The sequence below is a fragment of the Pseudomonas sp. BW7P1 genome, assembly GCF_024981055.1.
GTDB lineage: Bacteria > Pseudomonadota > Gammaproteobacteria > Pseudomonadales > Pseudomonadaceae > Aquipseudomonas > Aquipseudomonas bananamidigenes.
Map to the genome: position 1 here is coordinate 4,468,136 of NZ_CP103374.1, position 14,836 is coordinate 4,482,971.

The 14,836-nt window shown below is 50.1% G+C and carries 12 protein-coding genes; 4 read left to right on the forward strand and 8 right to left on the reverse strand.

Features of this window, described 5'->3' with window-relative positions:
* The first annotated feature begins 13 nt into the window (after positions 1–13).
* Genes NWV16_RS20065 through NWV16_RS20080 form a run of 4 tightly spaced genes read left to right on the forward strand, consistent with a single transcriptional unit; the run spans position 14 to position 5,622 of the window.
* Positions 14–2,473 (forward strand): rhamnan synthesis F family protein, encoded by a 2,460-nt coding sequence (locus NWV16_RS20065; protein WP_260520473.1) that lies wholly within the window; start codon positions 14–16, stop codon positions 2,471–2,473.
* 1 nt (position 2,474) lies between these two features.
* Positions 2,475–3,407 carry an NAD-dependent epimerase/dehydratase family protein gene (locus tag NWV16_RS20070; RefSeq protein ID WP_260520474.1) on the forward strand — a complete coding sequence of 311 codons (933 nt, stop codon included), beginning with the start codon at positions 2,475–2,477 and terminating at the stop codon, positions 3,405–3,407.
* The gene (locus NWV16_RS20075; RefSeq protein WP_260520475.1) at positions 3,404–4,390 is read left to right on the forward strand and encodes a glycosyltransferase family 2 protein; all 987 of its coding nucleotides are present in this window, start codon (positions 3,404–3,406) and stop codon (positions 4,388–4,390) included. The genes NWV16_RS20070 and NWV16_RS20075 overlap by 4 nt, the downstream gene beginning before the upstream one ends.
* Positions 4,391–4,392: 2 nt before the next feature.
* Complete coding sequence (locus NWV16_RS20080) at positions 4,393–5,622, forward strand: glycosyltransferase (protein WP_260520476.1); 1,230 nt, start codon at positions 4,393–4,395, stop codon at positions 5,620–5,622.
* Positions 5,623–5,720: 98 nt separating this feature from the next.
* Here NWV16_RS20080 and NWV16_RS20085 read toward each other — a convergent pair whose 3' ends face one another.
* The 8 genes from NWV16_RS20085 to NWV16_RS20120 form a co-directional block, all read right to left on the reverse strand.
* A complete protein-coding gene (locus tag NWV16_RS20085; protein ID WP_260520477.1) occupies positions 5,721–6,797 on the reverse strand; it encodes an acyltransferase in 1,077 nt (358 codons plus the stop codon).
* A gap of 135 nt (positions 6,798–6,932) precedes the next feature.
* A complete protein-coding gene (locus tag NWV16_RS20090) occupies positions 6,933–9,257 on the reverse strand; it encodes a hypothetical protein (protein WP_260520478.1) in 2,325 nt (774 codons plus the stop codon).
* On the reverse strand, positions 9,254–10,081 hold the full coding sequence (locus NWV16_RS20095; protein ID WP_260520479.1) for a glycosyltransferase family 2 protein: 828 nt from the start codon (positions 10,079–10,081) through the stop codon (positions 9,254–9,256). The genes NWV16_RS20090 and NWV16_RS20095 overlap by 4 nt, the downstream gene beginning before the upstream one ends.
* An 11-nt stretch (positions 10,082–10,092) precedes the next feature.
* Complete coding sequence (locus NWV16_RS20100) at positions 10,093–10,449, reverse strand: EamA family transporter (protein ID WP_312846908.1); 357 nt, start codon at positions 10,447–10,449, stop codon at positions 10,093–10,095.
* 2 nt (positions 10,450–10,451) lie between these two features.
* The gene (locus tag NWV16_RS20105) at positions 10,452–11,288 is read right to left on the reverse strand and encodes a sugar phosphate isomerase/epimerase family protein (protein ID WP_260520481.1); all 837 of its coding nucleotides are present in this window, start codon (positions 11,286–11,288) and stop codon (positions 10,452–10,454) included.
* A complete protein-coding gene (locus NWV16_RS20110; protein WP_260520482.1) occupies positions 11,285–12,079 on the reverse strand; it encodes a pyridine nucleotide transhydrogenase in 795 nt (264 codons plus the stop codon). Before NWV16_RS20110 ends, NWV16_RS20105 begins: the two co-directional genes overlap by 4 nt.
* Positions 12,072–13,253, reverse strand: a complete 1,182-nt coding sequence (locus NWV16_RS20115; protein ID WP_260520483.1) for an FAD-dependent oxidoreductase — start codon at positions 13,251–13,253, stop codon at positions 12,072–12,074. The genes NWV16_RS20110 and NWV16_RS20115 overlap by 8 nt, the downstream gene beginning before the upstream one ends.
* On the reverse strand, positions 13,253–14,278 hold the full coding sequence (locus NWV16_RS20120; RefSeq protein WP_260520484.1) for a glycosyltransferase: 1,026 nt from the start codon (positions 14,276–14,278) through the stop codon (positions 13,253–13,255). The genes NWV16_RS20115 and NWV16_RS20120 overlap by 1 nt, the downstream gene beginning before the upstream one ends.
* Positions 14,279–14,836: the final 558 nt, after the last annotated feature.

Sequence of the window (14,836 nt, forward strand, 5' to 3'; positions counted from 1 at the left end):
AAATGCTGATCGAATGAACAAGTTGAAGACAAAAATGCGTAATAAAGGTCGCCAGATCAAGCAATTGGCGCTAGGTGTGGCTCAGGGCCTGTATGCTCGTGCCTACGTAAAAGCCAAGGGAGACTCTCTTAACTTCGACCCGGTTTTTTACCTGAACCAATACCCGGACATCAAGAATTCCGGTACAGACCCTTTTTCCCATTATGTGTTTCACGGACGCAAAGAGGGTCGCGTCGGTCATTCACCGGTGTTGGGGCAGAGCGGCGCCGAGCTCGCTCAGCTTGATCCTGCACGCGAGACCGTGATCGTTGTCAGTCACGAGGCTTCCAGAACCGGAGCACCAATTCTCAGCCTCAATCTGATCATGATGCTCAAGCGTCGTTACAATGTGATTGCAATCGTATTGGGCGGAGGTGAATTGACAGACGAATTCAAAAACTCCGGTACAGTATTTATTGACGCCACAGGAATGCGGTTCAACCCGGATCACGCCCGGGTGCTGATTGACAAGATCTGCAGCCAGACTCAGATAAAGTTTGCCCTGGTCAACAGCATAGAATCCCGTGTAATGCTCCAGGGGCTGTCGGCCAACTTCGTTCCAGCCATAAGCCTGCTTCACGAGTTTTCCGCCTATACCCGCCCGAAAACCGCGTTTCTGGAGAGTATGTTCTGGTCGACGCGTACGGTTTTCTCCTCCAAGGTCATCCATAAAAGCGCCATACAGGATTTCCCGAACCTGGGCAGCTTTGCAGCGGATATCCTTCCCCAGGGTCGCTGCGAAGTTACTTTTGCGAACGTTGACGAACATGAAGTTGCTCGGGAAGAGACGCGCCTCAGAAACATCTTCACCACGCTGAAGAAAGGCAATAAACGAATCGTGCTCGGCGCAGGACTAGTGCAACTACGCAAAGGCGTTGATCTGTTCATTGATTGTGCTGCCCGCGTTCTGGAAAACGGTGAAATGAACGACCTGCACTTCGTGTGGGTTGGCAAAGGATACGATCCGGAAAACGACGTCCAGTACTCCGCCTACCTTTTCGATCAGATTCGACGAGCCGGCCTTGAAGATCATGTGACCTTCATTTCTGAAACATCGGCGATCCAGGTCGTTTACGACGAGGCCTCAGCCGTGCTGATCACCTCGCGCCTCGATCCATTGCCGAATGTGGCAATTGACGTCATGAGCCTTGGACTGCCTGTACTGTGCTTCGCCGAAACCACGGGCATCGTCGATTTTCTTGACGAGTGCGGCTTGCGCGAAGCGTGTGTGGCACGCTATTTGAACGTGTCGGACATGGCCCGCAAGCTGACAGCATTGATGACCGATCCAGCCAGCATGACGACCATCGGCGAAACCCTGAAGTCGGCATCGGCCCATCGTTTTGCGATGCAGACCTATATTGACGGTCTGGAGTCCATCGCGATCGAAGCGATTGCCCAAGCGGCTCAGGAAAAGCTCGACTTCACTACGATCGAACAGGCAGCCGTCTACCGCAGCGATTTCATTCCGCGGTATCACAGAACAATTTCCGATTTCGACACATTGCGCATGCATGGACGTTCCTGGGCCAACAACATCAAAGAAAGAAGGTTGTTTCCCGGTTTCCATCCAGCCATTTTTGCCGAGCAGTCCAGCGATTACCGGGCTGGCCAGAATCCACTTGCCTGCTATCTGCGGGCCGGAAAACCGGATGGCCCCTGGATTGATGAAGTACTTACCCCGTCCTCCCCCGTCACAGCTGATGTGCAGCAGGGCCGGGTTGCGCTGCATGTTCACGTCTTCTATGCCGACCTGTTCGACGAGGTCCTCGATTGCCTGTCCATCAACAAGGTGCGTCCCGACCTGTTCCTCAGCGCACCCAATGATCAGGTCAAGGCAGAACTCGAAACCCTGAAGTCCAGGTATACCGGCAATGTGGTCGCCATTGAGGTTGTGCCAAACAGGGGTCGCGACATCGGCCCGTTTCTGACGTCTTTCAACCGAAGCCATTTGCGGGACTACGACGTCGTCGGCCACTTTCACACCAAAAAAAGCAAGGATCAGAGCAATCCCGAAGTCGGCAGTGTCTGGTACGAATTCCTGCTTCAAAACCTGTTGGGACGGGCCCATCCCATGGCGGACGTCATCATTTCCAGATTGCTAAGTGATCAACGCGTAGGCATGGTGTTCGCTGATGATCCGCATATTGTCTGCTGGGGCAAGAATCGTAGCTACGCCGAGGAGCTTCAGGTACGTCTTGGCCTTTCTGAATTACCGGAAAACATTGTATTTCCGGTGGGCAGCATGTTCTGGGCGCGAACCGAAAGCCTTCGCTCGCTGGACGCATTGGAGTTGTCCTGGGACGACTACCCGGCCGAGCCACTTCCGTATGACGGAAGCATGCTGCACGCACTGGAGCGTTTGTTCCCCCTTATCGTACAAAGCAACGGCTATGACATCGCGTTGACCAACGTTCAAAGCATTACGAGATAACATGAAAATACTAATTTTTGGTGGTGGTGGTTTTATTGGCTCGGCGATTGCCGACCGTCTGCTGGCCGACGGTCACTCGCTGCGCATCTTCGAGCGACCGAGGGTTGAAGCCTACCGAAAATTCGAAACAACCGAATCCGTCGAATGGGTCACCGGCGACTTGATGAGCAAACATGACGTCACTGAAGCGATCGACGGAATGGACGCAGTGCTGCATCTGGTCTCCACCACACTGCCGAAAACCTCTAACGACGATCCGATCTACGACGTCCAGAGCAACCTGGTCGCGACGCTGCAAATGCTGGAAGCGATGGTGACAAAGGGCGTCTCGCGCATTGTATTCATCTCTTCGGGTGGCACGGTGTATGGCGCACCGAACTATTTGCCAGTGGACGAAAAGCACCCTACAGACCCTCAGGTTTCGTACGGCATCACAAAGCTGGCCATTGAAAAATACCTGCTGATGTATCAACACCTTCACGGCATAAAAGCTACCGTGCTGCGGGTGACCAACCCCTATGGAGAACGCCAGCGAGTAGAAACTGCACAGGGCGCCGTCGGTGTGTTCCTCAGCCGTGCCCTGAAAAATGAATCGATTCAGGTATGGGGAGATGGCAGCGTCACCCGCGATTACATTTACGTGTCGGACGTAGCCGAAGCATTCGCCCTGGCCCTTAAATACGAAGGTCCTCACAGCGTTTTCAATATCAGCTCGGGCAAGGGTGTTTCCATCAATGAGTTGATTGAGCGAATCGAGACCGTGCTCGGCGGTGCAATAGACAAGCTTTATCTGTCAGGCCGATCGTATGACGTTCCGATAAACGTGCTGGATAACACGCTGGCGGCACAGGAACTCAACTGGACGCCGAAGGTGGGTCTGGAAGAAGGGTTGAACCTGACAAGTGCCTGGATGAAGAGAACACTCGGCAAATGATGGACTCTTGCAATATCAAAGTGTCAGTCGTCATTCCCACAAAAAATGGTGGTAGTCGCTTCCGCTCGGTCTTGAGAGCTGTTCTGGAGCAGAAGACGAACTGGCCCTTTGAAGTCATTGTGATTGACTCCGGCTCAAGCGATGAAACTCTGGCAATTGCCAGGGAGAATCCTGACGTTCGTATCATTACCATTGAAGCGAAAGATTTTCAGCACGGACGCACGCGCAACACCGCCATTGAGAATGCAAAAGGCGAGTTCATCGCCATGATGACTCAGGACGCACAACCGGTGGCGAATGACTGGCTGCACTGCCTGGTGAGCACGATCGAAGCTGATGAACAGATCGCCGGCGTATTTGGTCGGCATATTGCCTACGATGATGCGTCAATTTTCACCCGGGATGAGTTGGTTCAACATTTCTCAGGATTCGAGTCCCGCCCCGTGGTCCAGCTGACAGATCCAGAACGATACGCGCAAGACGCCGGCTATCGTCAGTTTTTGTACTTCTTTTCTGATAACAACGCGCTTATCCGCCGCTCGGTCTGGACACTTCACCCTTACCCGGAAGTTGATTTTTCCGAAGACCAGGCCTGGGCACGGATCATCATTGAAGCGGGTTACAAAAAAGCCTATAGCCGGGAAGCCGTGGTTTACCACTCGCACAATTACGGTCTATGGGAGCGCTTCCAGCGAAGTTTCGATGAGAGCATGGCACTCGACCATTTGTTCCACTACGACCAGCCGAAGGGCTTTACTGTGCTGTTACGCAGCTGGGTGGGACTGACTCTGCGGGATCTCAAGGCAGTACGCCAACACCTCCCCGCAATGGGCTGGAAGTTGATACTTCCAACGATCAGGATGCCAATCGACAACTTCATGAGAGTGTCCGGGAGCTGGCTGGGTGTTCAACATGGATTCAAATCCCCAGCACTTATCGCCTTTTGCTCTCGCGACAAAAAACTCAGCCGGGTGAAACGTTAACCGTGAATGCTCATCTACTCGCAGCGCAGATTAAAAAATCCCTGAATCACATCAGACAGGAAGGGTTCTCTTCCTTCCTCAACATACTGTCACGCCGGCTCAAAAGTTCACGCTCGCTGTTCACCAAGCCCGACGTGATGCACGCTTATCGTTTTCTGAAATTTACTCCCATCGTTCAGAAACCCGATGATGCCTTAAGCAACGGCGAAAAGACTGTCAACTGGTATATTCCGCCGATCGGAAAAGGCTCTGGCGGCCACTTGAATCTATTCAGATTCATGCAGCACATCGGAAATATGGGGTTCATTAACCGCGTTGTCATCGTTGAAGACGATGGCGAACAGTCCGTTGCCAAGGCTAAATCAACCATCCGAGCATGGTTCGACATCGACAATGTAGAGGTTTATTACATCAATGCAGATATACCCTCGGCAGCAGTAACCATTGCGACGTCATGGCAAACCGCATATGCCGTAAAAAACGTCAGCGCAACGACACATAAATGCTACTTCGTTCAGGATTATGAGCCGTGGTTCTACCCGGCAGGCACCGAGTATGCACTGGCGGAGCAGACCTATCGCTTTGGTTTCCACGGGTTCACCGCGGGGAGTTGGCTGTCCACGCTGTTAAATCGGGAATTCGGCATGTCGTGCACGGCGTTAGGGTTTTCCTATGAACGGGCACTCTACAAGCCATATCCAAAAGCCGTCACGACAGGCAACAAACGTGTGTTTTTTTATGTACGCCCCCCTACTGCCCGTCGGGCTTTTGATCTTGGTGTCCTGGTACTGTCAGAGCTGGCTCAACGGATGCCTGCCGTCACCGTAGTCATGGCAGGCTGGGATGTTCATCACTACGCATTTCCATTTGATTGCGAGCATGCAGGCCTGAAAAACCCTGACCAACTTGCAGAACTCTACAGCTCATGTGATGTGGCGCTGGTGCTGTCCATGACCAACCTGTCGCTATTGCCGCTCGAAATCATGGCCTGCGGTGTACCCGTTGTCAGCAACAGAGCCGAGTGTACGCAATGGCTTCTCAATGATGACATCGCAATGCTTGCCGAACCCACCGTCGAGGGTCTGGCGGATGCATTGGAGGAGATCCTGCGCTCACCGGAGCGCGCAGAACAAATCAAGGAGAATGCCTTTGCCTTTGCTGCATCGGCTTCCTGGTCAGCGGAAGGCGACAAGATGGGGCGACGACTGATGGAGATTCTGTCCGAATCTTGATTCTCGCCCGTGCGCTTTTCGGCCAGGCCGATTGCTTGCTCTCAGAAAGCATCGCAAATAAAAAACACCCGCAACTGCGGGTATTTTTATGCTTGTTTTCAGCCTTGCACAGGCACCTCAAGTTTTACCTTTTTTGTTCCCGCCCCCAGATAACGTCTCAATCCCAACGCTGGCTTCTCGATAAATCTCCAGGACAAATAAGCCAAAGGGATAACTATAAGACTCGCGTACAGCGCATTGACATAAGCACTCTGAGCGGGTGCCCAGACGAGTTGCTGAATGGGCCAAGCGTAAATGTAGACTCCATAGGAAATATCGCCAAACTTGTCCATATCAAAGTGAGGGAGGCGATAGGCAAGCATCAGCAAGGTATACATGAGCGCCGCGGAACACGCGTATGGGAACCAGCTCGTGCCGGAAAAATAAAATACCGAATACACCAACACTGCACACAACAACCAATTCAGGGGGATGTAACTGCGATTCACCCAGAAAAAACTACCGACGATAAAGTAAAGCAAAGGCTCATGAAACTGAGTATTGCTCCCAAACAATGGAACCATGGCGTAGTTATTCTGGACAAGCAACAATGCAAGAATCAAAGATATATTGGCTACTTCCCTCATCTTGAACAACCCGAAAAGCCCCAAAAGAAAAACTGCAATATAGCAGCGAAGCTCAGCGGGCAACGTCCAGGTAGAACCATTCGTCGATCCTGCAAAGGGTCGATCGCCGAACACATACGGCAAATTGTACTTCCAATCCCAAAGCGTCGCATTCCACAAGTTATTCCAAGGTGTACTGTGAAAATACTGAGCAAGACTGACACTTGTCGCGATGGGGCCAATTACAAAAACAGCGACCAATGAATATACAATAACAGCGGGATACAAACGCAATGAACGAGATACAACGAAATCTCTCAAGCTTCTATTTGATATCGAAGCAGTCACCAGAAAACCACTGATTGCAAAAAAACCTCCAACAGCAAGACTTCCGATCCACGCATGAGGAAGGATGAGCATTGTGAGAGGATCACTACCATTACCACTGATGGGAAATGAGTGCCCGAAAAGCACCGTAAACGCGAGTAGAAAACGCAGCACAGTGAAGTTGTTATCCCTGTGCCCATCATAATCACACAAACGATCTGTTCGAAAAATTTCTCTCAGCATAATGCTTCCGCACCCTCTCTATACCATAAGATCTTTTACAGCCGCACCTCAGTGCAGCTGTAAACTGACCCGTCCTGCCTTTCCATGCAGATATATCGACAAGAAAGACCCGGGTGCCCGACGCAATCAAGTGAACTACGGCTCAATCGTTACCGGTATTTCAAACTGGCTGCAACTACTGAACTCAGCACCTTGCACACCTCCCAAGCCTAACTTATAGCGTCCACGCAATGTCGAGAGATCAAGCAAGCCATTGAACCCGGAAACATTCAGAGCAGGTTTTTGATAGGCTGCACCTACATCAGCACGAGTCTCACGATTGGTCTCAATGAAAAACCTGCCGCCCTTCTCATCCGTAAGCGTCAGATATGTTGCATCGAACAGCGTGCCACTCTTGGTGGAGCTGGCAAGCCAGCCCTGCAACTTCAACCGATCTGTCGCGTGCAAGGTAGTCGCTGTCGCGCCCGCACCGTTCATCAAATCAATACTGCCCTCACACGCCACGACTGCATTTTTCCGCACACCGGAAATGGCCGTCGTACTGCGATTGAAGGCTATAGGCTTATTGTGAACATTCGGAACTTGCGAAGCCACCCACCGAGCGGAAAATTCCGGTTTGAAGTAGTGTGAAGACTCTGAAGAAAACATGATAGATTCAACAGCTTCGCCGGAAAACTCGAAGTTATCGATCAATGGGCTCACCCAGACGCCACTCTTCGAATTCAAGATATTCAAACGGTATTCGCGAATATCACCAGACACAAGCTTATATCTAATCTTCAAAATATCGCCACGAAATAGAAGATTTTTCAGACGAGCGTAGGCCGTGAGTTCAAAATCGGGAATGATTTTAACAACGTTTCCAGAGTGCTTTGGAACCTTATACCACTCATCAAACTTCATGACCGTTTCAGTCAGCAATTGCTCAGCAGCGTCAGCTTTTACGCTGTTAGCTTCGAGAAGTATAAGTGGTACACCTCCCTTACCCTTTGAAACTTCGACGACATGATAATTGAGCAGGATCGCGCCTACAGTCAGCGGATCCTCATTCAATGAGTATTTTCGATCGAACGCATCGAATACGTTGCAGTTTTCAGACACGCATGCAATACCTGCGCTCCACAATACAAATTTCGGTCGCGCCGCAGATTCAAAAAACGACTTATTCATCAAATCCAGGACGGGTGTAAGGGTCATGTAGTTCTGGAATGACGGACGGTGCGAATAGTTCAAGTCATTGGCAAACATATACTCATTGTTGTATGGATAGACATCAATGGTAGACTTTTTAATTTTGCTCAACAGTGCATTATCCAACCTGTAGTCCGCATACAGACTTTTCATCCGGGTTGAATAATCAGAATTGAAGTCTACGCCCGAAACCAGCGCGTCCTTAGTAGGAGCACCGGGATAACTTGGATTGATTGACAGGTAGTAGAGCCCCGCCAGGGCAATTACAAACATCGCCCGACCCAGACGAGATTTGTCAAAGACCATGGCGAGTGCCAGTGCAGCCGTTGGAATGACAAAATAGCCCAGATAGTGATCTGTACGACTGAAGCCGAGTTTAAAAAGCAGCAACAACAGAACATTCAGCGTTAGCAGAAGCGACCTTCGCTTCACTACCAAATACACATTGAGGGCAGCTACAACCAAGAAAACGGCCACAAAAGTATTTGGCGAATTGGCACTTTCCAGGGTCATGTCGACCGAATTGCCAAAGCTCAGGTTTTTGTTAATTACGAGATAGTTAACAATGCTCGCGACATTGTGAAAAATAATCAAACCAACCGCTATATAACTTAATGCTACGGCCGCAACAAAACAGATCAATCGCGATATTTTTCGCTCATTGAAGAGCCGGATAAAAAAATAAGAGCCGATCGTTGCCACGCCCACAAGGCCGTAAAAAAAACGAACGTAAAACAGGAAGCCTACCACGGCACCAAGTACTGCCATTCCCCACACACCGACAACAACCGGCTTATCCCTGGAGAACTCCAGATAAGCGACTGTTGCAAACGGCAAAAGATAAAAGGCTGCTGGAAAGGCCAAGCCACTAAAAAACAAAAAGAAGGCGACTGCGAGATACAGGTAAGAGCGCGCCTTGTGAACAAGGCTGAAAATCAGAGCCCAAAAAATCGCATACATTACGCTTATATATGTTATCGAGCCCCAATAAGCATAAATATTGTATTGCGTGGAACTTCCACCCACTAACCAATACAGTGGACCGTAGCTGAAAAGAAAGTCTCGCCCTTCGTAAAAAATTTGATTGGTTAAATTTACCCACTGCTCGACATTTCCATTGGAAACCGCTGTCGAGTACATCTTAGTAGATGAAAATACAATTACGAAAACACTTAAGAAAACTAAAAGCTCCGTCTTATATTTCCCACACAACGACTTCAGGCCATTTTCTGTCGCTTTTATATTTAAAGCACTAAAGACCCCACTCACTTGTCGCCATCCCCCTTGACGTTATAGTGTCCAAAACAGCTTTTCAGAAGAATTTTCAGTACTGAAAGATTACCCTTCACGCTGCTGATTTTGGTTGGCACTTCGCCTTTTGGATAACGTCTGACTGTTGCCAGCTCAACACACCGATAGCCCAATTTCGGAACTCGATAAGAAAGGTAAGCAAGCAATTCGTAAGTCATGAACACATCGCGAAAAGGCGCTACTTTTGGATCAAGCAACATTTTCCGACTATACGCGCGAAAGCCCTGCGTGGTATCCGTCCAGCCAAAGCCGGAGAACAGGCTCAGCATGGGTGCGTGAATGAAGCGGATAGCGAAATCGCGTGATTTCGGTGTGTTTTCGGCTACACCACCTGCCACGAAACGCGAAGCCTGGACAAAGTCGACTCCTTCTTTCAACGCCTCGATAAAACGCTCAATGGCGTCAGGGTCATCCTTGTCATTGCCATCAATGGTGACAATGCCTTCGTATCCCTGATCAAGTGCAAAAGCGTATGCACAACGCAGTTGAGCGCTCAACTTGCCAGCAGAAGTTTTGAGCAAGAGCCCCTTCACACCAACCTGTTTCAACGCCGGCAGCTCAAGAGAACCATCCGTAGTTCCCCCGTCTACAATAATGATGTCGGCGATATTGGTGACATTCACCGCTGCCATTCTGGAAAGCAGGTTTTTGATCCGCTCTCCCTCATTGATTACCGGAATAACAACACAATAGGAATGCTGGCGACCTAGCCACATTTTTGTGTCATAGGAAGGCACTTGCCACGCCTGACGAGCAGCAGGAGAAATATCGAGAGAAGTCATCAAATTCACCATCAAGCCACGCGAGCTGTAATCAGCCCAACGCCAGCAATCACCAATACGATCCCTGCACCAGTAGTCCAGTGGAAGGATTCGCGAAAAATTACGACTGAAAAAAGAGCGACAGTTGCCACGGCACCTGCCGTCAGAACCGGATGCGCCACGTTGAGAGGCAGACGTGCCAATGCAGCGGCATAAAGCAGAAACGCGGCACCATAAAGTCCGAGCCCAAGCCAGAACGGCCAATTGCTTAGTGCTGCCACAGGATCGCCAAGCGACGGAAATTTACGAGGAGGTATCATTGCCATCTTCACCAGAACGCTGGCGGAGGCATTGGAAAGAATGCCCAGGATCAGGATCACCCATTTCATGCTCATCTGCCCACCTCAACTTCAGCCATTCGATAATGCTGCACCGCCATTTGCAGTGAACGCTCAATGGATATCAAATGAGGTTCATTTTTAGTCGCAACCATTTCGATGGAAACAACGTGGTTCGGCAGATAACGTGCCACTGCCGCAGCCATTTCAGCGTGCGCAGTACCACCCTCTCCCAACGGTAACAAGTCGGGCTCACTGGCATGAACATGTCCGATCAATTCGGCATGCTGCTCGAGAATGGCCTGCACCTCCTCCTTGTTAATTGTGACGGCCCCGGTATCGAGCTGCATACGAATGGCTGGATGTGCCACCTGAGTTACCACGCTGGCAGTTTCAGCAGTGGCGGTCATGAAATTGGCGCCATAGCATTCAGGATTGGGTTCAAGGCAAATCGTCACACCTCTGTGTTGGGCGATATCTCCCAATTGCCTGAAGAATGGAATCGCGACTTGCAACGCCTCTTCATCTTTCAGTCCGGAACGGTCACGGTTCTTTGGAGAACCAAAAACCACCCGAGTGGCTCCGAGTACTTCACCAATGCGGCAAACAGCATCAAGATGCTTGAGTAACGCAGCTTGAGTATCGGTAGAGCCGAACACGTTCAGTCCTGATGTACCAAACAACAGAGCCTGCATACCGGTTATTTCGATTCCGCGCTCCGCCCACCAGTCTTTCACCCGACATATGTCTTCATCTGTTGCCTGGGTCGGTTCAGGAAAGTACTTACCAGGCGCTATATCGATCGCGTTGACGCCAAAGCGATTCAGCAGCTTTGCAACGTCCTCATCTTCAACGACATCCCAGGCAATATTGGAAATGGCGAGCCTCATACCGAAGCACCCGGCTGGTCTTTTTTTGTCAGGGGCTCGGATTGGGCATAAGCCCTGACAGCTTGAACTGTTTCGCGAGCACTGTATTGATAACGGCCCACGCCTCCAAAAACCTTGGCATGGATGCTTTGCAAGTCATATAAACTTGGCGCATTGCCAAGCTCGTTATCAAACGGCTTCCCGAAACCTTGCAGGGAAACATTCGCCACACTGACAGGTTCGGCAGTGAAGTGAACCAGTTTCAACCCGGCATTGAGCGCGAGTTGAATATCAGACCAGAGATTTACCATTGGGTAGAACTGGAATACTCCACGACTATCAATTGCCTGAATATTATTGTCGTTGAGGAAATCGAAAATTACATTCTTGCGCAGACCGGGACCAACCAGACCTGGTAAACGAACTATGAGATAGTTCGAAAAATGACTTTCAACGAATTTCTCCAGCAAACGCCGATGTAAGCCATACGCATGCAAGTCCGACTCGTCGACTGCCGAGTTTTCATCAACACCTACGGGTTTCTTAAAAACATCCACTGTACTGATAAGAATAAATGTTTTGCACTGAACCGTTTTCAAGTGCGAAATAAGCTCTTCAATCTTTAGCCGATCCGCTTGAGGATCGCGATTGGCGATCCACTTCTGTGCAGGTGCGCCGGCACAAACTACTGTATCAAATGTTTCGTTATCGATTTCGGCAATATTGGTCGAACGATAAAGCGACGAAAACGCCTGCTGCTTCAGAAGAGTACTGCCCACGAAACCTGAAAAACCAATAAGAGAACTACGCATTCACTACTCCACCTTTCGATTCTTCTTGACCATCAATTCGCGAAATATGCTCTTTTTCAAGCGTCTCGATGACGTCGTAGATATTGTCTATTTTCCCACCAAGAATGGAATAACATCCTGGCAACTCCATATGCCGTTCAAAAAGAATCGGTCGGCCGTCGTCGCCCTCATTCTTTACAAGTACTGTTTTGACTTCAAACAAGGAGTCGACATGACGAGCTTGCAATACGGCTGGAATATACCTTCCAACATCTCTGACCATTCGATCAACGCGACTTTCCCGGACGTAATGGTCCAACCTTGCATAAGGGTCAAAATCAGGCTGATCATTCCAGTGCAAATGAGGCGTATAGCGAACATGGGAAAGGGTATGCACTCCTCGAGCAGGGAATGGCATCGTCGAAAAGAACGGGCCATCCATCACTGTAATTCCCAAGCCTTCTAGAGACTCCGGCATTTGCATCAGGGCCATCTCGGTGATTTCTTGCTTAAGCCCGGCGCTCACGCCTGGGAAGTCACCAGCGAATTGATTCAACCCGCTGTAGGTGCAGTTGAACACATAGCGGCAATTAATAGCCTCACAATGCCCCTGCGCATTTTCGGCAATTACTGTCAGTGGTGAGTGCAGACCTCGGGATATGGCTGTTACGCGGCTTTGATAGCGGATCTTCACTCCACTTTCGTCCAGCTCACGCTTCGCCCAACTCGCCAACGTGGTGGTATCGAAAGCATACTCCTCGACAATGAACACATCCTCAATCAGCCGAGGTTCGAAAAGCTCCCGCAGTTCGGAAGTTGCAGGTTTGATATCAGCGCCAATATCTCTGCAAAAACGTTCAAATTGTTTGGCGGTGACCTTCGAATTTCTGCGGGCTATTGCATAGAGCTTCGTAAAATCGCGCTTCACCGCAGCCGGCCAGTCCGTCACGAACTTAGGCAGGTTAATCCGGCTTCTGTAAGCGGTGGTGAAACTCCGGGGATAGTGATAGCCGTTATGCACGCGTGCCTGATTGTTATAGGAAGCCCGCATCAATAGTGCAGGCTCACGTTCTATTAACAGTACGCGTTTCAACCCGCGCTGTCGGGCCAGGTAGACAGCAATGGCAGCGCCATAAAATCCGCCACCGATGACCACAGCGTCTTGGCTAGCCGGGTCCGTTTCATGCACAACCATCAGGAGGTCCGTTCACAAGCCGGGGCTGAGGTACTGACGCCCTCTGAAACCACTTTTTCGATGTTCAGCTTTTCACGCCGTGTCATGCGTGCGCTAGTGAACTCCTGGCCAACATGATAAAGCGGCCCTTCATTAGATAAGCTGGCCATGTTTAGGATGTATTCACCCAACACCAGCAGCACCAGAGAAATAAGGAAAAACATGCCGGACTGTTGCAACGAAAAACTAACCCACCCCGGAGCTACATCGGTTTTCCAGATGCCGATCGCCAGAACATAAACGCTGTATATCAGGTTGGCGATTGCACCGAAAAGCGAGAGCGACGTTACCAGCCTCATCGGCGCCCGGGTCGTAGACACCAGCAAGCGCATCCCTCGATCGATACTCTCCCCCAACCGCTTGGGACTGGAGGCTTTCGGGGTTGCACTGTAATTGAGATAGGCGCGCGCAAAACCACCTGTTGCCGGCAGATGACGGTAGGTCATCGACGGTTGCGGGTGTTGCAGGATGAAATTGATAACGCGCTTACTGAGGATTCGAAACTGAGGAGCGTCTTTAGCCAGATGAACACCATTAAAATGGTTGTAGATGCTATGGAACACGAAATTCGCAGCACGATATGCAACGCTCTGTGCTGGCTTATGCGAGTTGTTGGCAAACACCACATCCGCACCAGCGACTGCCTGGTCAAGCATCTCAGGCACAAATCCGATATTGTCGATCAATGGATCAATGACAGCGACAAAATCACCCAAGGCATTCTCCAACCCGACCCAAGAAGCCGTATCTGCATCCACCTCTTTGGTCAAGGCATACACCTGCAGATTGGCGAGGCCGCTATCAGAGGTCAGGCGTTTGAGCTGTAGAATGCTGTCGTCTTCAGAAGCGTTGTCAACCACGATCAGCTCATAGTCGCTGACCGTCGAAGAGATAACGGAAGCCGCATCAGACAGAATCTTTTCGATTTGCTCTGACTGATTACGAACGACAAAAACGACAGACAAAAAACAGGGAAAAAAAGCCATCTTAAATTCTCATGAAATCAGCGGTCTGCAAACCATGAATCATACGGTTTAGCTAAGAGGCCTAGCTGAAAAGTGACACTGTGATGTCAGCGGTCGGTCAGACGCTTTGAAAGTGGAAAACAGGGCAAGAATTCGCTGCGTTCCACGTTTCCAGTACCGCCACTCAAGCCAAATTCGGCGGAAAACTGATAAAAATAATGCCTCGACAAAAGGCAATAATTGGCGCGCAAAGTAGCATAAGTGGGCTCTAGCTACCAGTACCGAATCCGCCTGTCGCCTGCCGTCCAGCCTCTCCTGCCGATAAAGCGATAATGCTTACCACTGATATCGACGGGAACGCTTGAACTCGAAGACACGCGAAGGATATTGGCACGATGACAGGCTTCGCCATCGTAGCTCTTTCGAAACTGGCTCCCATTATACAAAGTAATAACCGTCAATTGAGTCGACTACCAGTTCGATCAGTTTTAACACCAAACCTGAACCAAGAAACGGTTAAACCCTGATAAGCCCGAGCGCCACCTAATTCATCCAGCTTGGAATACAGACGCTGTATAA